This is a genomic window from Micropruina sp., from assembly GCF_047602085.1.
GTDB lineage: Bacteria > Actinomycetota > Actinomycetes > Propionibacteriales > Propionibacteriaceae > Micropruina.
This window is the reverse complement of record NZ_JASGID010000002.1, coordinates 807,945-828,408: the sequence shown is the minus strand read 5'-3', so window position 1 is coordinate 828,408 and position 20,464 is coordinate 807,945. Positions and strand designations below refer to the sequence as shown.

At 67.6% G+C, this 20,464-nt stretch carries 20 protein-coding genes and 1 tRNA gene; 5 read left to right on the top strand and 16 right to left on the bottom strand.

The window, feature by feature from the left end; translation table 11 throughout:
• Positions 1-3: 3 nt before the first annotated feature.
• The 3 genes from QM721_RS04640 to QM721_RS04630 form a co-directional block, all read right to left on the bottom strand.
• Positions 4-924, bottom strand: coding sequence for a phosphodiester glycosidase family protein (locus QM721_RS04640; protein WP_415119455.1), 921 nt, complete (start codon positions 922-924; stop codon positions 4-6).
• Between the two features lie 184 nt (positions 925-1,108).
• Entirely contained in the window at positions 1,109-1,522 is a 414-nt protein-coding gene (locus QM721_RS04635; protein WP_415119453.1) for an SRPBCC family protein, read from the bottom strand.
• A 522-nt stretch (positions 1,523-2,044) separates the two neighbouring features.
• Positions 2,045-2,674: a DNA-3-methyladenine glycosylase gene (locus tag QM721_RS04630; protein ID WP_415119451.1), complete on the bottom strand. Its 630-nt coding sequence runs from the start codon at positions 2,672-2,674 to the stop codon at positions 2,045-2,047.
• 31 nt (positions 2,675-2,705) lie between these two features.
• Here QM721_RS04630 and QM721_RS04625 point away from each other — a divergent pair, with 31 nt between their 5' ends.
• Both QM721_RS04625 and QM721_RS04620 read left to right on the top strand, forming a co-directional pair.
• Positions 2,706-3,611 carry a hypothetical protein gene (locus QM721_RS04625; protein ID WP_415119449.1) on the top strand — a complete coding sequence of 302 codons (906 nt, stop codon included), beginning with the start codon at positions 2,706-2,708 and terminating at the stop codon, positions 3,609-3,611.
• A gap of 381 nt (positions 3,612-3,992) precedes the next feature.
• Positions 3,993-4,640 (top strand): NUDIX hydrolase, encoded by a 648-nt coding sequence (locus QM721_RS04620; protein ID WP_415119447.1) that lies wholly within the window; start codon positions 3,993-3,995, stop codon positions 4,638-4,640.
• Positions 4,641-4,722: 82 nt separating this feature from the next.
• On the opposite strand, the gene QM721_RS04615 is transcribed toward QM721_RS04620, so the two are convergent.
• Together QM721_RS04615 and QM721_RS04610 are read right to left on the bottom strand one after the other, a co-directional pair.
• Positions 4,723-5,565 carry a Bax inhibitor-1/YccA family membrane protein gene (locus QM721_RS04615; RefSeq protein WP_415119445.1) on the bottom strand — a complete coding sequence of 281 codons (843 nt, stop codon included), beginning with the start codon at positions 5,563-5,565 and terminating at the stop codon, positions 4,723-4,725.
• Between the two features lie 456 nt (positions 5,566-6,021).
• Positions 6,022-6,534: a hypothetical protein gene (locus QM721_RS04610; protein WP_415119443.1), complete on the bottom strand. Its 513-nt coding sequence runs from the start codon at positions 6,532-6,534 to the stop codon at positions 6,022-6,024.
• A gap of 97 nt (positions 6,535-6,631) precedes the next feature.
• Between QM721_RS04610 and QM721_RS04605 the strand changes: the two genes are divergently transcribed.
• From QM721_RS04605 to QM721_RS04595, 3 genes are read left to right on the top strand one after another with little or no spacing between them, the layout of a single operon-like run.
• The gene (locus QM721_RS04605; RefSeq protein WP_415119441.1) at positions 6,632-8,104 is read left to right on the top strand and encodes an MFS transporter; all 1,473 of its coding nucleotides are present in this window, start codon (positions 6,632-6,634) and stop codon (positions 8,102-8,104) included.
• Positions 8,105-8,120: 16 nt separating this feature from the next.
• Positions 8,121-8,276 (top strand): hypothetical protein, encoded by a 156-nt coding sequence (locus QM721_RS04600; protein WP_415119439.1) that lies wholly within the window; start codon positions 8,121-8,123, stop codon positions 8,274-8,276.
• Positions 8,273-9,067, top strand: a complete 795-nt coding sequence (locus QM721_RS04595; RefSeq protein WP_415119437.1) for an ABC transporter ATP-binding protein — start codon at positions 8,273-8,275, stop codon at positions 9,065-9,067. The genes QM721_RS04600 and QM721_RS04595 overlap by 4 nt, the downstream gene beginning before the upstream one ends.
• A 45-nt stretch (positions 9,068-9,112) precedes the next feature.
• Here QM721_RS04595 and QM721_RS04590 read toward each other — a convergent pair.
• From QM721_RS04590 to QM721_RS04540, 11 genes are all read right to left on the bottom strand, one after another.
• Positions 9,113-9,186 (bottom strand) — tRNA-Leu (locus QM721_RS04590).
• A 23-nt stretch (positions 9,187-9,209) separates the two neighbouring features.
• Entirely contained in the window at positions 9,210-10,130 is a 921-nt protein-coding gene (locus QM721_RS04585) for an exopolyphosphatase (RefSeq protein WP_415119435.1), read from the bottom strand.
• Entirely contained in the window at positions 10,127-10,621 is a 495-nt protein-coding gene (locus QM721_RS04580) for a DUF501 domain-containing protein (protein ID WP_415119433.1), read from the bottom strand. Before QM721_RS04580 ends, QM721_RS04585 begins: the two co-directional genes overlap by 4 nt.
• A 462-nt stretch (positions 10,622-11,083) precedes the next feature.
• Positions 11,084-11,662: an FtsB family cell division protein gene (locus QM721_RS04575; RefSeq protein ID WP_415119431.1), complete on the bottom strand. Its 579-nt coding sequence runs from the start codon at positions 11,660-11,662 to the stop codon at positions 11,084-11,086.
• Between the two features lie 33 nt (positions 11,663-11,695).
• Positions 11,696-12,982, bottom strand: coding sequence for a phosphopyruvate hydratase (gene eno / locus QM721_RS04570; protein ID WP_415119429.1), 1,287 nt, complete (start codon positions 12,980-12,982; stop codon positions 11,696-11,698).
• Positions 12,983-13,095: 113 nt separating this feature from the next.
• Entirely contained in the window at positions 13,096-13,701 is a 606-nt protein-coding gene (locus QM721_RS04565) for a MazG family protein (protein WP_415119427.1), read from the bottom strand.
• A gap of 4 nt (positions 13,702-13,705) precedes the next feature.
• Positions 13,706-14,236, bottom strand: coding sequence for a hypothetical protein (locus QM721_RS04560; protein WP_415119425.1), 531 nt, complete (start codon positions 14,234-14,236; stop codon positions 13,706-13,708).
• A gap of 71 nt (positions 14,237-14,307) precedes the next feature.
• Positions 14,308-17,889: a transcription-repair coupling factor gene (gene mfd / locus QM721_RS04555; protein ID WP_415119423.1), complete on the bottom strand. Its 3,582-nt coding sequence runs from the start codon at positions 17,887-17,889 to the stop codon at positions 14,308-14,310.
• A gap of 9 nt (positions 17,890-17,898) precedes the next feature.
• Positions 17,899-18,435: a hypothetical protein gene (locus QM721_RS04550; protein WP_415119421.1), complete on the bottom strand. Its 537-nt coding sequence runs from the start codon at positions 18,433-18,435 to the stop codon at positions 17,899-17,901.
• A 26-nt stretch (positions 18,436-18,461) separates the two neighbouring features.
• Positions 18,462-18,995 (bottom strand): hypothetical protein, encoded by a 534-nt coding sequence (locus QM721_RS04545; protein WP_415119419.1) that lies wholly within the window; start codon positions 18,993-18,995, stop codon positions 18,462-18,464.
• Positions 18,995-19,894 carry an ImmA/IrrE family metallo-endopeptidase gene (locus QM721_RS04540; RefSeq protein ID WP_415119417.1) on the bottom strand — a complete coding sequence of 300 codons (900 nt, stop codon included), beginning with the start codon at positions 19,892-19,894 and terminating at the stop codon, positions 18,995-18,997. Before QM721_RS04540 ends, QM721_RS04545 begins: the two co-directional genes overlap by 1 nt.
• Positions 19,895-20,464: the final 570 nt, after the last annotated feature.

Here is a 20,464-nt window from a genome sequence, read left to right as displayed (position 1 = left end):
CGCTCAGCCCGCCACGTAGAGAATGTCGGACGTTCCCCGCTCTTGGCCCTTGCCCAGCGGGTTGTTGACCAGGTTGCCGTTGAACACCATCGCCGACGATCCCCCGCCGTCGAGGTTGTAGGCCACCTGGGCTCCACGATCGACGAACACCTGAGCGAGTTCGGGCAGCGTCATACCGCGGCTGTAGCCATTGCTGCGTCCGTCGACGACGACCCAGACGAAGTGGTTGGCGGCGATCATGCCGACCGCCGTGCGCGGCTGGTTGCCCTGAATGGAGTGGTTGCCGAAGTTGGTGTCGATCTCGATCGAGTCGATGCCGTCGATCACCTTGCCGCCGTTCACCAGACCGGGGCCGAACGACAAGGTGTTCCAGACCCCGTCCGCGATCAGTTGCTCAGCGTCGGTCTCGGTCTCGTCGTAGAGCGTCATCGAACCGTTGCGGTACATGGCGAGGCCCTGCCGCGCCCCCTTATCGCGGTAGGCGACGCCGTCGCGCACCACGATGCCGGTGTCGCGAAACCCGTAGTAGTCGCCGTTGATCGCCAACACCGCGTTCTTGCTCTTCGCGATCACCGAGGGGTAGGCGATGATGTTGGTGCCGAATTCGTCCTGGGCGAAGGCGGAGCGAATCAGCGTGGCATCGGTGGTAGTGATGTCGGCCACGAAATAGGTGATCGCATCGCTGCCCGACCCGGTGCTCACCTTTTCGATGGTCAGCGACGTGGCCGAACTGGTGTAGCTGTCGTCGGTGCTGGTGCCGGTGGGAACTGCGGAGCTGGCGGTCTCGGTGACCGTGCCCTCGACGTGCTCGATCAGGTAGCGATCGGCTGCCCAGGCCGCAGTGCCACCCAAGCCCAGCACACCGGCTGCTCCGCCCAACAGCAGCCGGCGCGACACCCGCCGGGTGATCAACGAATCGCTCATGGATCAGTTGTAGGCAGCGGCGCTGTGCGGTCGCTGTGCTGCTGCTGCGGCAGGGCTGGGGGTGGCCGCTGCGGCAACGAGTTTCGACTCGCTCAACCAGCGGTAGTCGTGTCGATCAGTCGTTGCCTCAGCAGCGACGGGCCACCGGTCCGTGGCCCCGTCGCCCGCGCCCGCGCAGCCGAAGTCAGTCCGCGTCGGCGATGCGGTCGAGCGCCTCTTCCCAGTGTTGGGCGATGGCTTGGGCGTCCCAGCCGCCGGGAATGTGCTCGTGCCGAATCTCGACCACAGTGGAGTCGTCGGCCTGCTTCACCAGGTGCAGATCGACCAGAGACTTGGGGGCGTCGTCGTCGGCGTGCCAACTGAACCGGATCTGCTCCAGCGGGTGATAGCTGCGCACCACGCCGAAGGTGCCATTGACCGAGCGCCAGGAATCGCCCTTGTCGCCCAGCAGGCCCCCCTCACCCAACAGGGCCTCGGAGCCGGCGGGGGTGGCGAGCAGGCGCCACACTTCCTTGACTGGTTGCGACACCGACCGCTGCACGACCACGGTGGTGCCGGTGGACGCTGCGAGCGTGTCGCCCGCCATCTGATCTGTCATTGAAACCTCGATCCGACTCGGTCCGAACCCGGTCAACGGCGACCGGTGACACCCACCATACCCGCGCCGAGTCGGCCGCGTGCAGCGTGTCGATGCACAGTTCTCAGTCGCCGAACGACTAGAAATGGACCCGTCGACCGGACCGCGTATGAGGCGGTCCGGTCGAGTTGTCGCCGCGGGCCGACCGGAAAGTTGTGACACCTGTGACACATGGTGCGAAACCACACGCATGTGACAGATGGAAAGTAAGTCCACCTGAGCGTTGCCAGATTCTAAAAAAAATCTTCCGGATTGGTATTGCACCAGCCCCGAAGGGCGAGTAGAAATACTCCTACGCCGAACCCGGCGGGCCGGACGATCGCAAGACCCGAAGATCCGTCACAGTGGTTCAGCACACAGACGGAGATCGAGGTCCATTGCCCGTGGAGCAATCCACGAGCGCTCCGCATGACGAGCGGACGGATCAGCGAACCGACCGGAGTTCGGGCTCGTCTTTCCCGAACGAACAGGGGCCGGACCAACTCATACTTGGTCCGGCCCCGCCTCGCGTTCGGCTGAACTCTCGCTCGCGGGATCAGAGCCCTCGACCCGCATCCGCGGACTGGGACGGTAGGCCGACACCGACGGCTCCCCCGCCAACCAGAACCGCCACGGGCGCAGGGCAGCCACCGACACCCCCACCCGAGGCCCGGACGACACCGGGCCGGCCGGCTGTGCCGCGGCGACCAGCTCCAGGCCGTCCTCGCCGAAGCGGCGCCCGGAGTCGTCCAGGGTGAGCGCCAGCACCTGGCCGAGGCAGCCCGGCCCACGAGCCAGCCGGGCGTCCGGCACCCCGGGGCGGCGCGACCGGGCCAGCGGCAGGCCGTCCACCACTTCACCAGCACGCAACAGCACCGCCGAACCGCTGCCGGACGGTCCACAGACCACGTTGGCGCAGATGTGAATGCCGTAGCTGCGGTAGCAGTACAGCGTGCCGGGCGGCTCGAACAGGTGCCGGGTGTGCGGTCGCCAGCCCCGATACGCGTGCGCGGCCGGGTCGCCGGCACCGGCGTAGGCCTCGACCTCGGTGAGCCGCAGCGTCACCCCGTGCACCCGAACCAGCGCACCCAGCAGTCCCGAGGCGACGACCGGCGCAGAGCGGGTGAGATCCACCGGCCCAGTGTGCACGCTGTAGTCTCGCGGGGTGCGTAACCCTGCCCTGGTAGCGGCGATCGCCGCGCTCAGCCTGCTCGGGGGTTGCGTCGAACCGGCCGCCGCACCCAGCCCCTCAGCCTCCGTCACCCAAGTCGGTCTCGACCTGACCGAACCCGGCCAGGCCCGCTCGATGCTGCGCAAGCTCATCGCCAAGGCGGGCACGCCGAACCTGATTCAGGTCGAGATCACCGAGCAGTGGGCGGCGATCACCGTGGTGAAGGACGGCCAGCCCGAAACCTGGGCGTGGCGCGACGACACGATCAAGCAGGTAGACACCGACGTGGTCTACGTCAAGCAGACCGTGTTCTCGATCGACGACTTCAACATCAACGACGTCGGCGCCCTATTCCGGGCCGCCGAGAGCATCTCGTCGTCGCAGAGCAATCAAGAACTGCAGATCGTGGACTCGTCAGCGGGCGAGGTGTTCATGAGCGTGTCGACCAACCCCGAGTCACGCACCGTGTTCTTCTACCCCGACGGGGCACTGCTGCCGACCCTCGACTTCAACACCTCCGGCGGCATCAGCCAGGGCCTCTCAGACGTGATCGGCTCGCGGGCCAGCGCCATCGCAATCGGCATTCAGTCGACCATGGGCGCCTGGCTCGACTATGCGGGCAGCACCTCGACCACGGTGCGCCGGTTGCGCACCGCCACGGTGCCGGTGACCATCAACGAGCGGTCACAGCGACCCGAGCTGCCGCTGTTCTCGGCGGCACGGGTCGACCCGGAGGCGATCTGGCGGGTGCTGCAAGCGGCACGGCAGCGCGACGAGTTCGAGGACGGCACGCGCTGGGAGGTGACCATCGACGAGCGCAGCGGCGTGCTGCGCATGTACTTCACGATCGGCAGCAAGTCGCTGGTGACCGACCTGGACGGCCAGACCGTGGAGCGGTAGCGCTCCGGGATCAAGCCATCGGCCGCGGGACGGGGTTCAGCCGGCGAAGGTGTCGCCCGACTGGGGTCGCCGGAGTCGAAGGCGGTGGCGAGCCAGTTCTGGCGTTGCGCCGACGATCGGTGGGGTCACGACTCACACTCGACCCGGCCGGCGGCGGCGCGGACCCGGCCGGTGACCATATGCGGAGTAGTGGCTGGTGCCCGGGCACGCAGTGCGCTGGCCCTTCCCGGCGGCGGTCAGCTACCCCGTCGGTAGGGCGTCGGTTTGGAACGCCTCCGACGCTCGGCCATCATGGGCAGATGCAGATCGTCGGGGTCGTCGCCGCGGGAGGGGCCCGAGTCTTCGTGCAGGCCGCTAGACCACGGCACCGACCCGCACCGGTTGGCGTGGCAACTGGGGTACCGCATCGTCCGGCCCCTGTCGGCAACCGGCCAGGGCGACGACCTGACCCTCACCGTGCAGGTGTCGGCCCACGGCCGTCCGGTCACCGAGCCCGGCCCACGGCGCAGACGCGCGCTCGACCCCGACCTGAGTGAACACGAGATCAGCACCCCCCTGGTGCGACAGCGGCTGGCCGCCTACGCGATCGTGCTCAGCGACCGGGGGCTGCTGGCGACCGAGTTCTCGCACCGCACCGCCGTGCCCGGTTCGTGGGGGCTGCCCGGCGGCGGCATCGACGCCGGCGAGAACCCCAGCCAGGCGGTGATCCGCGAGGCCGTTGAAGAGACCAGCCAAGACATCGAGATCGCGCATTTGCTCGACATTCAGACCGATCACTGGATCGGACGGTCGCCGGCGGGCGTGATCGAGGACTTCCACGCAGTGCGGATCATCTACGCCGCAACCTGCCCAGCCCCCACCGACCCGGTGGTCAACGACGTAGGCGGCACGACGGCGTCCGCCCGGTGGGCGCCACTGCAGCACTGGCAGCGCATGCACTGGGCCGCGGGCACCCGGGCACTGCTCGACCGGCATCTGGTGCGGGTGTCGATGGAGTTGGGCTACCGGCGCCGCTGGGCAACCGGCTGAGCACCTACCGCACCTTGATCGGCACGAGGACGCAGCAACGCCGCGAACCCGAGGGTTCGCGGCGTCGGACCGGCCGAATGGGTCAGTTGGAGCGGAAGTACGACAGCAGCCGCAGCATCTCGATGTAGAGCCAGACCATGGTGACCGTGAGGCCGAAGGCCGCGCGCCACGATTCCGACTCGGGAGCCTGCATGGCGATGCCCTGCTCGATGAAATCGAAGTCGAGGATCAGGTTGAACACCGCCAAGCCGACGCCGAGCGCCGAGATCAGCAGCAGCAGCGCCAGGTTGCCGTGCGAGAACATGAAACCCAGGCCGAACATCGACAGCACGAAGTTGACCAGCAGCACGCCGGCGTAGGCCATCGTGCCGATCATCACCATCTTGCGGAATTTGTTGGTGACCTTGATGCGGAAGAATTTGTAGGCGCCGAGCGTCGCTGCGGCAGCCACCAGGGTGGCCAGCACGGCAGTGGGAATGATGCCGTTGAACGCGGTCTCGTAGATCTTGCTGACCGCGCCGATGAACACGCCCTCGACGGCTGCGTAGGCGAGCACCGCCCCCGGCTTGATCACCCGGCGGGCCGCCACCACCATCACCGTGACGAAGCCGGCCAGCGCACTGATGATCAGGCCGGCCATCAAGAACCGAGCCGGCATGAACATGAAGGTCAGCGCGGCGACGCCGATGACGGTGCCCATGGTGATGGCCGATTTGGTGATGACATCGTCGATGGTCATCACGCCGCGAGTGGCCTGAACCGGGTCTTGCGGGCCGTACGGGTTCGGGTACTGGCCCGGCTGCTGGTAGCCCTGGCCGGGCTGGAAGCCTTGCTGGTAACCGTAGGGCTGCTGGAAGCCGCCCTGAACCGGCTGCTGCGGCGTAAAAGCGTCCGGCCTCGAGAGAACGGGGTTGGAGCTGCGCATGAGTTGGTTTCCTCCTTGTGGATGCACCTTCATTGTAGAGAACATGCGAAGGGGTCGGAACCTTCCACACCCTGAGGTGCCCCGGAGTCGTGGCCGACCGTCTCGAATGGTCCTGACAGGCACCTTGGCGCACGCCGATCGGCGACCCGGTCGCAGCGTCCGGCCCACTGGGGGACGCAGCGACCAACCCGCCGATCGCAGGTTGAGCGTCGAAAGCCCTTGCGCAAGTCACATGTTCGAGGTCTCGACAAGCTCGACCAGCGAAGATTTGGCCAGGCAACCACCGCCGGTTGGGCGTCGAAAGCCCTTGTCCAAGCCACATAATCGAGGTCTCGACAAGCTCGACCAGCGAAGATTTGGCCAGGCAACCACCGCCGGCTGAGCACGTCGAAAGCCCTTGCGCAAGTCACATAATCGAGGTCTCGACAAGCTCGACCAGCGAAGGTCAGCACTTCGTTAGGGGCGCGGGGCGCCGAGTCGGTCGCGCCGTGACGCGGGCTCCGAGACGGCAACGTGGTATGCCTCGACGAAGTCGGCCACGAGCGCAAGGAACCGATCGCGCTCGTCGCCCATTGCCGCGAGTGCGGTGCGATAAGTGCTCAGCGTCGCGTCGAGGGTGCGCTCAAACTCGCGAACCCCCAGCGGCGAGCTGGTGAACAGGTAGGGGCCGCGACCACGACCTCGGGCCTTGACCAGCAAGCCGGCGCCGACGGCGGCGTTCACCTGCCGGTTGACGGTGGACTGCTCCAGGCCGAGCAGTTCGGCGATCTGACGCAGCGTGTACGACTCGCCGTCGGTGAAGAGCCACAACAGCCGCATATCGGCGGTGCCGAGGGTGGCCCGCTGACTGAGCACCCGGCGCGCACTGTCGAGGCTCGCCAGCAACCCGGCCAGACGACGCGAGTCTTCGACCTGCCCGTTCACCGCTCTACGAATGTCGCGTACCGGTGCGTTCATTTGCCTCGTCACCACTCCACTGTGTTGATCCGCCTGGATGTGTGTATCCTACATACTCAAGGTGCTTGTGTAGATTACATACCCGCGCGGCGGGGTGGAAGGATGACCGATGAACCACGCTCCCGCGTCCGATGCCACCGGGGTCGCGCCGGTTGACCGTCCGCTGCTGGTGGTGCTGGTGCTGGGCTTCTCAAGCCTGTGCGCCGCGCTGATGCAGTCGCTGGTGATCCCGATCCAGTCCGAGTTACCCGACCTGCTGCACACCAGCGCCAGCAACACCTCGTGGGTCGTCACGGCAACGCTACTGGGGGGTGCCGTGGCGATGCCGGTAGCCGGCCGGCTCGCCGACATCTTCGGCAAGAAGCCGGTTCTCGTGACCTCGGCGATCATTCTGCTCGCCGGATCGCTGCTGTGCGCGATGACGGACACATTCCTTCTCGTGCTCGTCGGTCGGGTGCTCCAGGGCATCGCCATGGGCTACATCCCGGTCGCGATCAGCATGGTGCGCGAAGTCACCCCGGCCCAGATGACCAATGCCGCGTTGTCGGCGGTCAGCGCGACGCTCGGGGTGGGCGGCGCGCTCGGCCTGCCGCTGGCCGCGCTGATCGTACAGAACATGAGCTGGCACGCCCTGTTCTGGCTCTCCAGCATTCTTGCGGCCGTGGTCATCGCTGTCTCTGCAACCCTGCTGCCGCACCACCGCCGCGAGCATCCGGCCAAGATCGACGTGATCGGCGCGATCGGGCTGGCGGTCGGCCTGGTCAGCGTGCTGGTCGGAGTCACCAAGGGCAACGACTGGGGGTGGGCGAGCCCCAGCACCCTCGGCATGATCGCCGGCGGCACCCTGGTACTGATCGCCTGGGGGTTCTACGAGGTCAAGCACGAGTCCCCGCTGGTCGACCTGCGTACCACGGTGCGGCTGCCCGTGCTGTTCACCAACCTCGCGGCACTGATGGTCGGCTTCGGCATGATGGCCCAATCAGTGGTCGTGCCCCAGCTTCTGCAGATGCCCGCGGCGACCGGCTACGGGCTCGGTCAGTCCATCTTGCAGACCGGCCTGTGGATGGCTCCGGCCGGGCTGATGATGCTCGCGATGTCTCCCGTCTCGTCCAACCTGCTCACCCGCTTCGGAGGACGGATCACCCTGGCGATCGGCAGTGGCGTGCTTGCGGTCGGCTACCTGATCGGCGTGTTCTTGACCGACGAACCGTGGAAGTTGATGCTCGCAACCATTGTGGGTTCCGCCGGCGTCGGTATCGGCTACGCCGCCATGCCGGCCCTGATCTTGGGCAACGTGCCCCGCGCCGAGGCATCTTCCAGCGTGGGCGTGAACTCGCTGATGCGCTCCATGGGCACCACCATCGCCGGCGCGGTGATGGCCATCGTCCTGACCAGCCGCACCCTCACGCTGGGCGAGGCCACGATTCCCACGCACGACGCCTTTCAAACCTGCTTCATCATCGGAGCAGCCGCCGCTGCCACGGCCGTGGCGCTCACCCTGCTCATCCCCCGCCAGAAGAGCACTGACGGTTCAGCCGAACAGGAGGATCTGCGCAACAAACCCGTGTCGGTGTCTGCATGACGCAACCGCAACCCGGTTGACCACGCTCGCCGCGCAACTGGCGTCCATCCACCTGGTGGCGCCGCTCGCCATGAACTGCGCGCCGTTCGTCCTCAAAGAGCGTAACCTCGACCGTCCACAGGTGCTCGCGGCAACTCACGGCGCAAGCCAGAACGAGGAGGCCCGCGCATGACTGAGATCCTGCGACTGCGGAACGTCGACTTTGTGCGCGAGTCGAGGCAGATCCTCACCGGCGTGAACTTCACCGTGAGCGCCGGAGAGCATTGGGCGCTGATCGGGCCGAACGGCGCGGGCAAGAGCACGCTGCTGAGCATGTGCGGCGCTGAGAAGCACCCCACGCGCGGCACCGTGCATGTTCTCGGCCACCAGCTGGGGCGGGTCGAGATTCGCAAATTGCGCGAATCCATCGGGCACGTCAACCCGCGCCACCCGCTGCGCTCCGCACTGACGGTGCGGCAGGTTGTGCTCACCGGGGCGACGGGCACCACCGAGCTCATGCCGCGCTGGGAGCCCAGCCCAGAGGTGTTCGAACGCGCCGATTACCTCATCGCCATGCTGGGGCTTCGCACGTTAGCCGGGGCGACGTGGCCCACGATGTCGCAGGGCGAACGTGGGAGAACCCTGATCGCCCGAGCCTTGGTCACCGACCCACCGCTGCTCTTGCTGGACGAGCCCTCGACCGGCTTGGATATTGCGGCGCGGGAACAGTTCCTCGAAACCGTCGATCACCTGCATCGTTCTCACCCAGAGCTGGCAACCGTGCTGGTCACCCATCATCTCGAAGAGCTACCCGAGACGACAACACACGCGGCACTCCTCAACAACGGGCGCATCTTCGCCGCCGGCCACGCCTGCGACGTGCTCACCACTGAGCACGTGACCGAGAGTTTCGGGCACCCGATTCAGATCGAGTACCGCGACCGACGCTGGCAGGCCCGCGCTATCCGAGCATCGGGGTCATGAACGACATCTCGCTCTTGGCCCCGTTCGACCCTGGTGGCCCTTCAGTGCCCCCGGCGGGGTTCGAACCCGCACTGGAGCGGGTTTAAGCCGCTTGCCTCTGCCGATTGGGCTACGGGGGCACGTGCCCAGGAGTCTACGACGCTCAGAGTGCCAGCAGGCCCAGCGCGATGCCGTCCAGAATGTCGGATTCACTGATCGTCAGGTCGACCGACAAGCGGGCGCCGATCCGGTCGGCGATCAGGGCGCCGGCGCAGATCACGTCGGCACGCTTGGGGTGCATCGACGGCAGTGCCTTGACCTGCTCGACGCTCGCGCCGAGCAGCCCGTGGGCCAGCTCCCGCAGTGCACCTCGAGTGATGGACGAGCCGTGCACCCTCGCGCGGTCGTAGCTGGGCAGCCGCTGGTTGAGCGCCGAGAGCGACGTGGCGGTACCGCCCACCCCGATCCAGGTGGCAACGGCGGCGAAGTCGATGCCGGCACCGTCGAGCAATCCATCGATGTAAGCGGCGGCCGTGCCGATCTGATCGGGGGTGGGTGGGTCGCCGGCCAGGAACCGCTCGCGCACCCGGACGCTGCCGATGTCGAGCGAGCGACCGTGCTCGATCGTGGGCGAGGCTCCCGCGCTGCCGACGATGAGTTCGGTGGAGCCACCGCCGATATCAATCACCAGCACCGGCGCGGCGACGTCCGGCAGTGCGGTGAGTGCGCCGGTGAACGACAGCCGGGCCTCTTCGTCACCGCTGATGATCTCGGGGCGCACCCCGAGCCGCTGCTCGGCGCCGGCGAAGAACTCGTCACGGTTGGACGCGTCGCGCGCCGCCGAGGTGGCCACCAGCCGCACCCGGTCGACGGCGAATCCCTCGATCACCCCGGCGTACTCAGCGAACGCGTCCAGGGTGCGAGCCAGCGCGTCGGGGTGGAAGCGGCCGGTGGCGTCCACCCCTTGGCCGAGCCGGGTGAGGACCAGCCGCCGGTCGAGGTCGGCCAGACCCCCGCCGTCCGCGGTCTCGGCGACCAACAGCCGCACCGAATTGGTTCCGCAGTCGATCGCTGCCACCCTCATGTCGCCCCCAGGCATTCACCGAACGGAAAATCGCGCAACAACGCAACAGCCTCGTCGCCCAGCGGGTTGACGCCGGGGCCGACAGCAAGCGAATGCGCCACCAGCACGTGCAGGCACTTCACCCGGGTGGGCATGCCGCCGGCGCTGACGTGGTCGATCTCGGGCACCACGCCGAAGGCCCGGCGCTCGGCCAGGTACGACTCGTGGGCTCGCCGGTAATGCTGCGCCAACCCGGCGTCATCGGCAAGCCGCGCCGTCATATCGGCCATCAGTCCTTGTGCTTCCAGCGTCGAGGCCCCGGCCACGGCGTGCGGGCAGGTCAGGTAGTACAGGGTCGGGAATGGTGTGCCGTCAGGCAGTCGTGGGGCGGTGACCACCACGCCCGGGTCGCCGTTCGCACACCGCCAGGCCACCCGCAGCAGGCCACGCGGCGCGCGGCCGAGCTGTGCCTCGATGGAGGCAACGTCAACCGGGTCGATCACGGCAGGCACGTCGTCATTGTGCCGCATCCGCCGGGTGCGTGAGCCTGTGACGCTTTGGTGGGGCAACGCATCTGCGGTCCAGCCAAGCGCGACCAGTCTCGGTCGCGTCGCTCGGCGCCCCTAGCGAGCACGCCGAGAAACGCGCGTATTGGTCGGCGCCTTCGCGGCCGTTGCCTCGCCGCGCGCCGAGACGAGCGTAATAGCGTGCCGCGGCGGCGGGCATGACGCTCGTCTCGGCGCGCAGGCCTGGGTTGTGGGCGCAAGCCAAGCTGAAAACGCGCAGATCGCCGCGCGCCCCGGCCGGGCCGGTCGACACCAGCCCTGCACATCGCACTGCCCGGATCGGCACTGCGGTGCAGCGGTGCTGCACGTCGCAAGCCAGAAGAACGCCGATCGTGGACGAAGCAGCTCTGGACCCCGCCGACAGAAGGGTTCGAAAACATCAGCCCGCGGCGGATGGGTTGATCAGCGCTACCGGCCGACGCCGCGCTCGGGGTTGTCCGCAGTCTCGATCGACCCCCACAGGCGATCGAACCACATCTCGGCGTGTTCACCCGGGGGCAAATCGGTCTGCGAGTCGAGCACCACGCCGGTGCCAAGCGGCTTACCGTCGGCGCCGATCACCTTGAAACCCTTCTCGCCCGGCAGCAGCCAGCCCAGCCGATCGCGGGCCTGCGCCTTGACGTAGGCGGGGTCGTTCCAGCGGTTCAGCTCGTCTTGGAGTTCACCGATGCGTTCATTGCGCTGGGCGATCTGTTGCTGTGCCTCACCCAGATCACGCTGCTGATCGAGGTAGATGCGCAGCGAGTTGGCGTACGACAGTGCCAAAACGACCAGCACACTGAGTACTGCGAGCGCCCGACGAGTCAGCCCCAATCTGCTGGGCAGCACCGGAAAGCGGCGCTGCGCCGCAGGCGTCGCGGCGCCGGGTGCGCCGGTCGACGCAGCCGCGACCGACGTGGGTGTGGACGCGCGCGAACCGGCCCGGGAACGCGTCGTGCGCCCCGGGCCGGCCGGCGATGTACGTGGTGGCCGCCTGTCGCGAGCCATCAGCCCTGATCTTTCATCAGGTCAAGCGTACGGTCAGTTGGTGCTGAACCTCGGGAAGGCGGCGGCACCGGCGTAGCGTGCCGCGTCTTCGAGGTCTTCTTCGATGCGCAGCAGCTGGTTGTACTTGGCGACCCGCTCGGTGCGAGCCGGCGCACCCGACTTGATCTGGCCACAGCCCAGGGCGACGGCCAGGTCGGCGATCGTGGTGTCTTCGGTCTCGCCGGAACGGTGGCTCATCATGGTGGCGTAACCGGCCCGGTGCGCCATGGTGACCGCGTCGATGGTCTCGGTCAGCGAACCGATCTGGTTCACCTTCACCAACAGCGCGTTGGCGGTGCTGGTGTCGATGCCGCGCTTGAGCCGCTCGACGTTGGTGACGAACAGGTCGTCGCCGACCAATTGCACCTTGTCGCCGATCTCGTCGGTGATCTTCTTCCAGCCGACCCAGTCTTCTTCGTTCAGCGGATCCTCGATCGAGACCAGCGGGTAGTTGGCGACCAGATCTTCGTAGTAGGCGACCATCTCGTCGGAGCTCTTCGACGCCCCCTCGAAGGTGTAGGTGCCGTCTTCGTTGTGGAACTCGGACGCGGCGACGTCGAGCGCCAAGGCAACATCTTTGCCCGGCTCAAAGCCGGCGTTCCCGATCGCCTCGACGATCAGGTCGAGCGCGGCCCGGTTGCTCTCCAGGTTGGGGGCGAAGCCGCCCTCGTCACCCAGGCCGGTGGCCAGGCCCCGGCCCTTCAGCACAGCCTTGAGCGCGTGGTAGACCCCGGCACCCATCTCGAGCGCCTCAGCGAAGGTCGTGGCACCGATCGGGGCGATCATGAACTCCTGAATGTCGACGTTGGAGTCGGCGTGCGAACCACCGTTGAGGATGTTCATCATCGGCACCGGCAGCAGGTTGGCGGTCGGGCCGCCGATGTACTTGTAGAGCGGCAGGCCGGCCGACTCGGCAGCGGCGTGCGCAACCGCCAGCGAGACCCCGAGGATCGCGTTGGCGCCGAGCTTGGACTTGTTCGGGGTGCCGTCGAGTTCGATCATGGCCTGATCGACCGCCCGCTGCGCGGAGGCGTCCAGCCCGATCACTTCGGCCGACAGTTGCTGCTGCACGTTCTCGACGGCCTTCAGCACACCCTTGCCGCCGTAACGGCCCTTGTCACCGTCGCGAAGCTCGGCCGCCTCAAAGGCTCCGGTCGAGGCCCCAGACGGTACGGCCGCCCGGCCCTGCGAGTCGTCTTCGAGAATGACCTCGACCTCGACGGTGGGGTTGCCGCGAGAATCGAGAATCTCACGGGCGTCGACGAATTCGATAGTTGCCACGATGCAATGCCTTTCGGGTGGTGTGACACGTCGATGCCACCCTAGTGCTCCCCCCTGTCCGTTCGCCATGAAAGGCGCTAACTGGCGGACGTGATCAGCCGGCCCGGGCACGATCAGCCGGACGACTCCGCCGCCCGCACCTGTTGCTCCACTCGCCGCACGGCGGCGCGGGTGACCTGCTCGGCGTCGATGCCCGCCGCCTGCGCCTGGGCGACCAGGGCCATGATGCGGGCGCCGACGTCGTCGCTTTCGTCGATGCTCACCGGAACGCCGTGTGCGCTCGCCCGGGCCAGCACCTTGGTGGCCCTGCTGAGCGCCGACAGCCGTTCGGGAATGCCGTCCAGAGCCGAGGTGCGGCCCTTCTCAGCCCGCTTGCGCTGCTCCCAGGAGCCGACCAGATCGGGCGGCACGTCGGCGCCAGCAAATACGTAGGGGTGCCGCGCCACGAGCTTGTCGGCGATGCCGCGAGCCACGTCGTCGATGCTGAACCGCCCGGCCTCGGCCGCGATCTCGGCGTGGAAGACCACCTGCAACAGCAGGTCACCGAGCTCTTCGACCAGGTCGGCATCAGAACCGTGCTCGATCGCCTCGACCACCTCGAGAGTCTCTTCGACCAGATAGCCGATCAGCGACTCATGAGTCTGCTCGGCGTCCCACGGGCACTCGCTGCGGAGTCGGTGCATCACCTCGATCAGGCGCTGCAGTTGCGCTGCGGCCATCGGCTCAGGCGGGCGCGGACGGGCTGACCCAGGGTTCTGAGAGCTGCCCCGCGGTCTGGTCGACCGCCAGCGAGTCCACAGACCAGGCGCCGTAGCGCGGGTTGACCTGCACCGTGATCTGCTGGGCGCGCGCCACGAACGCCTCGGCACCCACCTTGGTGAGCACCAGCGAGAGATCGGCGGCATCCTCGGCGAAGCTGGCGGCGTCCGGATCGTCGAGGAATTTCGCATAGGCGCTGATCTGGGTGTTGGCCGCCAGTGCCTCCACCTGGCCTTGCCGAGTGATCTCGATGGCCTGCTCCTTGGCGATCACGCGGGCCAGTTCACCACGAATGGCCATGGTGAGCACGGCCTCGTTCAGGTCGGCCTTGGCCGCGTCGGCGCGGCCGACCGCAGTGGTGACGGCGTCGAGCTGGGCGGAACTGATCACGGTGCCGTTCACGGTGGCGGCGACCGTGCCGGCGGGCGTCGAACAGCCAGCCAGTGCCAGCAGGCCGGCCACCAGTGCGGCCAGCCAGCAACGCATGCGCTTCATCGTGCTTCCTCCGAACGTTCGCTGCGATCCTAACCTCTCCCGGCAATCGGTTCGGACGCAACCGGGGCTGATCAGAAGATGTCGGTGAGCACGGCGGTGGCCCAGTCGAGCAGCGGCAGGTCGACGATCGGCTGCCCGGCGATCGGACGGGTCATCGGCCGCGGAATCAGCAGATGGCCGGCGGTGCGGCGCAGTTGCGCGCCGGGGTACAGCCTGGCCAGCCGCAGCGCCCGCGAGTCGGCCAGTTCAGCCGGCGAGAACCGCACCGACGTGCCGGCCATGATGATCTCGGTGATGCCCTTGGCCTTGGCCAGCAGCCGGAACCGGGCCACCGCCAGCAGCGCCTCGGCGGGCTCGGGCAGCGGGCCGTAGCGGTCGAGCAACTCTTCGCGCACCTCGTCGATGCCCGCCTCGTCGCCCACCTGAGCCAGTCGCTTGTACATTTCGAGCCGCAGCCGCTCCGATTCGACGTAGTCGACCGGCAGGTGGGCCTCGACCGGAAGCTCGATCTTCATCTCGGGTTCGGGCTCGACCTCTTCGCCGCGGAAGTCGGCAACCGCCTCACCGACCAGCCTGATGTACAGGTCGAAGCCGACCTCGGCGATGTGGCCCGACTGCTCACCGCCGAGCAGATTGCCGGCGCCGCGAATCTCGAGGTCTTTCATCGCGATCGCCATGCCGGCGCCCAGGTCGGTGTGTGCCGCCATCGTGGCCAGCCGGTCGTGCGCCGTTTCGGTGAGCGGCTTCTCGGGCGGGTACAGAAAGTAGGCGTAGCCACGCTCCCGCCCGCGCCCCACTCGTCCGCGCAACTGATGCAGTTGCGACAGCCCGAGCAGGTCGGCTCGCTCGATCAGCAGCGTGTTGGCGGTGGAGATGTCGAGCCCCGCCTCGACGATGGTGGTGCACACCAGCACGTCGGCGCGACGCTCCCAGAAGTCGACCATCACCTGCTCGAGGGTGTGCTCGTTCATCTGGCCGTGCGCCACCGCGACCCTGGCCTCGGGCACCAGCTCGGCCAGCCGTTTGGCGGTCTTCTCGATCGAGTTGACCCGGTTGTGAATGTAGAAGACCTGTCCCTCGCGGGCGAGCTCGCGGCGGATCGCGGCCCGCACCTGCGCCTCGTCCCAGGGCCCGGCGAAGGTGAGCACCGGGTGCCGCTCCTCGGGTGGGGTGGCGATCACGCTCATCTCGCGAATGCCGGTGATCGCCATCTCGAGCGTGCGCGGAATGGGGGTGGCGCTCATCGACAGCACGTCGACGTTGAGCCGCAGTTTCTTCAACGCCTCTTTGTGTTCGACGCCGAAGCGCTGCTCCTCGTCGACGATCACCAACCCCAGGTCTTTGAACTGCACCTCATTGCCGAGCAGGCGGTGGGTGCCGACCACCACGTCGACGGTGCCGTCGGCGATGCCGGCGGCAGTCTTCTTGGCCTCGGCCGCGCTCTGAAAGCGGCTGAGCGGGGCGACGGTGACGGGAAAGCCGGCGTAGCGGTCGGCGAAGGTCGCATGGTGCTGCTGCACCAACAAGGTGGTGGGCACCAAGACGGCCACCTGTTTGCCGTCCATCACCGCCTTGAACGCGGCCCGCACCGCGATCTCGGTCTTGCCGTAGCCGACGTCGCCACAGATCAGCCGGTCCATCGGCATGACCTGCTGCATGTCGGCCTTCACCTCGGTGATCGCGGCCAGTTGGTCGGGGGTCTCGACGTAGCTGAACGCGTCTTCGAGTTCGCGCTGCCACACGGTGTCGGCCCCGAACGCGTAACCCTTGGACGCCTGCCGGGCCGCGTACAGCTTGATCAGTTCGGCGGCGATCTCGCGGACGGCCTTGCGGGCGCGCGATTTGCGCTTGGACCAGTCGGCGCCGCCCATCTTGTCGAGCGTCGGGTTCTCGCCACCGACGTAGCGGGTGACCAGATGCAACTGGTCCATCGGCACGAACAGCCGGTCGCCGGGCTGCCCGCGTTTGGACGGCGCGTACTCGACGACCAGGTATTCGCGGGTGGCGCCCTGCACGGTGCGCTGCACCATCTCGACGTAGCGGCCGACACCGTGCGTCTCGTGCACCACCGGATCACCGGCGTCGAGTTCGAGCGGATCGATGGTGTTCTTGCGCCGGGCCGGCATCGTGCGCGACGACTTGTCGACCTCGCGCTGACCGGCCAGGTCGGCGGCGGTGTACACCGTGAGCCCCGCCGCGGGAAGGGTGAATCCGTGCCGCAGCTCTGCCACGGTGACGGTGACCAACCCTGGCTCGGGCGGCCCGAGTAGCTCGATGACACCGCGGGCCGGGACCCCTGCCTCGGTGAGCACCTCACCCATGCGGGTGGCCAGGCCGGGGCTGTCGGCCACCAGCACCACCCGGCCGTCGGCGGCGACGCTGCCGCGGACGGCCTCGATACCGGCCTGAGCGTCGCCTCGAAATACCTCGCCCTCACGGGCGCTCACCGTGCGCGATTCGACACCGGCCAGGTCGGCTTCGCCGATGCCGAGGTCGACCGGATCGTCCCAGTCGTCGGCGGGGGCCGGCGCGAGGGCGTCCGGGGCTGCGGCCCACGGCGACAGCGACCACCAGGCCTGGCCACGCTCGAAGGCGCGCCGCCGCACCTCGGCCAGTTCGCGGTAGGCGCCGGCCGCCAGGTCGATCGGCGCTTTGCCACCCGAGGCTGCCGCCGCCCAGGACGCCTGCAGAAACTCCTGGCTGGTCTGTACCAGCTCGTGAGCCCGGGCCCGCACCCGGTCGGGGTCGGAGATCAGCACCAGGGTGTTGCTCGGCAGCACGTCGATGAGCAGTTCGAGGCCGTCGACCAGCACCGCCGACAAGGACTCCATGCCGTCGACGGCATGACCCTGGGCGATCCGGTCGAGCATCTCGGAGAGGTTGCCGGCGATGCTGCTGGTCTGTTCTGCCAGGGCCGCGGCACGGGCCTTGACCTGGTCGGTGATCAGCAGTTCGCGGCACGGTGAGGCGGTCACCTCGCTGAGCGGGTCGCCGAACGAGCGTTGGTCGGCCACCGCGAAGCTGCGGATCTCGTCGACCTCGTCACCGAAGAAGTCGACCCGAACCGGGTGCTCGGCGGTCGGTGGGAACACGTCGAGAATGCCGCCGCGCACAGCGAACTCGCCGCGCCGCTCGACCAGGTCGACCCGGGTGTAGGCGGCGTTCACCAAGGCTCGGGCCAGGTCGGCCAGATCATGCTCGTCGCCGGTGCGCAGGGTGACCGGCAGCAGGTCGCCCAAACCCTTCACCTGGGGTTGCAGCGCGGAGCGGACCGGCGCCACGATCACCCGCGGGGCCGGCTGCTCGTCGTTGCCGGCCAGCCGGCGCAGCACCTTGAGGCGGCGTCCGACGGTGTCGGAGCGCGGGCTGAGCCGTTCGTGGGGCAGCGTCTCCCAGGCCGGGTAGTAGGCCACCTGGTCGTCGCCGAGCAGCGAGGCCAGCGCCGCAGTGGTCGCCTCCGCCTCGCGGTAGGTGGAGGTGATCAACAGCGCGGGACGCGCCGAACCGGTGACCAGTGCGGCCACCAGCAGCGGGCGCAGCGCGTCGGGTGCGGTCAGGTCGAGGGCGCGGAGCCGGCCCCGCCGCGCGTCGTCGACGGACGCCGCGATGGTGGGGTCGGAGGCGACGAGTTCGACCAGGCCCGGCAAAGTCACCGGGCAACCCTACTGCCGGTGGGCGACGGTTTCAGACGCGAAGTCGGTCGGGAGTGAACCCGCTCTCTGACGTCGGCGCGATCGACAGAGATCGCGGTAAGCCCGCAGCGTGCCCGGCCTAGCCACAGCCATCAGCTTGCGAATCCCCCGCCATGCAAGTGACCCTAGGACGATGGACGTGAAAAGCAGTGCGATCTCGAGCCAGGCAATCACTGGCCCTCGTGTGAACGCGCAAGCCACGCCGAGGATCAGAGCCATCCAGGCACTTAGGGCCAGGTAGATCGACGTCGGATGCCGCCGCACCTGTCGGTTGAACTCGACTCGGCCCAGAAGCCCGGCCTCAGCTTGTCGTAAGTCGCGCTTCCCCTCGTGCCCTCTGCCCAGGGATGACAGGACTTGATAGGCACTCTCAGCAGCCGCCAAGTGCTCAATGCGGCGGCGATACGGCGCGATCGGGCCAACAATGAACCGCCAGGCGAACGTGATGCCCGGTGCCAGCGTGAGCGCTGCTACCGCCAATAGATCGGTAAGGCTCAGTTCATTCATGCGGTCCCCTTCTTGAATCGCCCTCTTCAGCCCAGCTCGCGGGCGATGTCGGGCACGAATAGGCTTCGGCCGGCGGCTTGCATGCTTCGCATCAAGGCCAGCGCCTGCTCGGCATCCAGATCACCGTCGGCCACGATCATGCGCATCACGTCGACCGTGCGGTACGTGAGGATCCCCTGACGCTTCGCATACTCGACCGCGTCGTGATCATCGGAGACCCACCACGAGTCCGCGAACTCGGCGACAGTTCGGATCACATGGCACGTTTGCGCCTCGCCGAGGTGCTGGAGCGGTTTGGCCGAGTGTCCGCCCATGACCACACGACGGATCCGCTCAACGGAGACGGCCTCGCGGTCGGAAATTTCGATGGGATCGCCCAGCCAACCGTCAGCAGCGATGGTGGCCAACTGAGGCAGCACGCACGCAGAGTTCGACGCCTCGTGGGCCACAGCTTCACACCACCGGCCACGCCCGCGGAGCCAGTCCCTGAGCAGGTCCAACCGATACACGGCGGCGAAGTTGCACAGCACCGTGTTGTCCGGAAAGACCGCGTAACCCATCAGTCATCCACCTCACCCGTGTCGAGGCTGGCGCGCAGGGCGTCCGTGGTGGTCTCGGACAAGCCGGCAAACAGCCGCAGGGTCACATCGCCGGCTTCATACGCTGCCCAGGCGTCGCGCAGCAGCAGCCCTGGAGGCCTGGTCGAGAGCGATTCGGCGGCCAACTGAGCGTTGAGCGCCTGAAGCCCGGCTTTCTGAGCCGCATCACTACCACTGATGCGTCGCCACCGGTCGCGGGCCCCAGCATCGATCAGCCGCAGGCTCTCCAGCCGAATCGCCAGAGACGTCGGCGAGACACGCAACTTCGTGGCAAGGCGGCAGAACTTCTCGGTGTCAAAGCCTGGCGCCACCGCTTCGCGCAACGTCTCTTCCGGCATCAGCAGGGTGGCCGCGAAGGAGTTCGCGCGAACCTCGCTCTCTGCCCGCTCGGTGCGGTAGATGTTCTGGTCGGTGTGAATCTGCTGGTCATCACTGGCCAGCAGATGGCCCAACTCGTGCGCGAGGGTGAAGCGCAATCGAGCCGGCACCGGCTGCGGCGCGGCGAGAATTAACTTCAGATCGGGAGTCGCCGCGGCCAAACCGTCGAAGCCGTCACCCAGTGGCCTGATCGCCACGTCGATTCCGAAGGCCCGTTCGATCAGGGCCGGTAGCGGGTCATTGATGATGTCGCCGGCAGCAGCCAACTGCTCGGCCGCCGACTTGGCCAGCGCTGCCCCTTGATCCTTCCACAGGCCGCCCAGCCTCGGAGGAGTCGGCAGTCTCCACCCCTGCGCGTAGCCCAACGACGCCAGATCGGACCGAAGAGTCATGTAATGGCGAGCGAGCACCAACGCCCCGCTCGCCGGACTACCTGCGGACGCCCGCGCCGCGGCAGCCAGCGGGGGCTCGTCCCCGGTCACCAACCAATCCACGCTCACGTCACACGCCTCAGCAATCAGAGCCAGATCAAGTGAAGAGAACTTGCGAACACCGGAGAGTGACTTGGACAACTTGGTCGGCTCCAGACCCACCTCGGCCGCGAAAGCACCCTGCGTGCCGCCCCGCTGGCTTAGCAGCTCACGCACGCGCTCAGCAATAGTCATGGTGACCATCGTGACACTCAGTTGCGATAATCGCAACTGAGTGTCACCGCGATCGCAAGAGTTGGACGCTGGGTCGTCCGGGTTGGGCAACTGACGCCGGCGTCGAGCTCACACTTCATCCCCGCCATTCGCGCTCTGGAGGCAGCGGGCAAGGTCACGGCTGCCCAGGTCATCGTCAAGGGAAACACGATCAAGGTCGAGGTGGTGTTGTACGCCGCCCGTGCGCATGACCTTGGCGACGCATGGGTGCGCACACACACTGCCCCAGCAACGCAGGCAGCAGCATTGCCGCGTTGGCAGTTCAACCCTGCACCGGGCTGGCCAACGCCTCCCGAAGATTGGGTTCCGGACCCGACGTGGCGACCGCCCGCCGAATGGCCCCCCGCA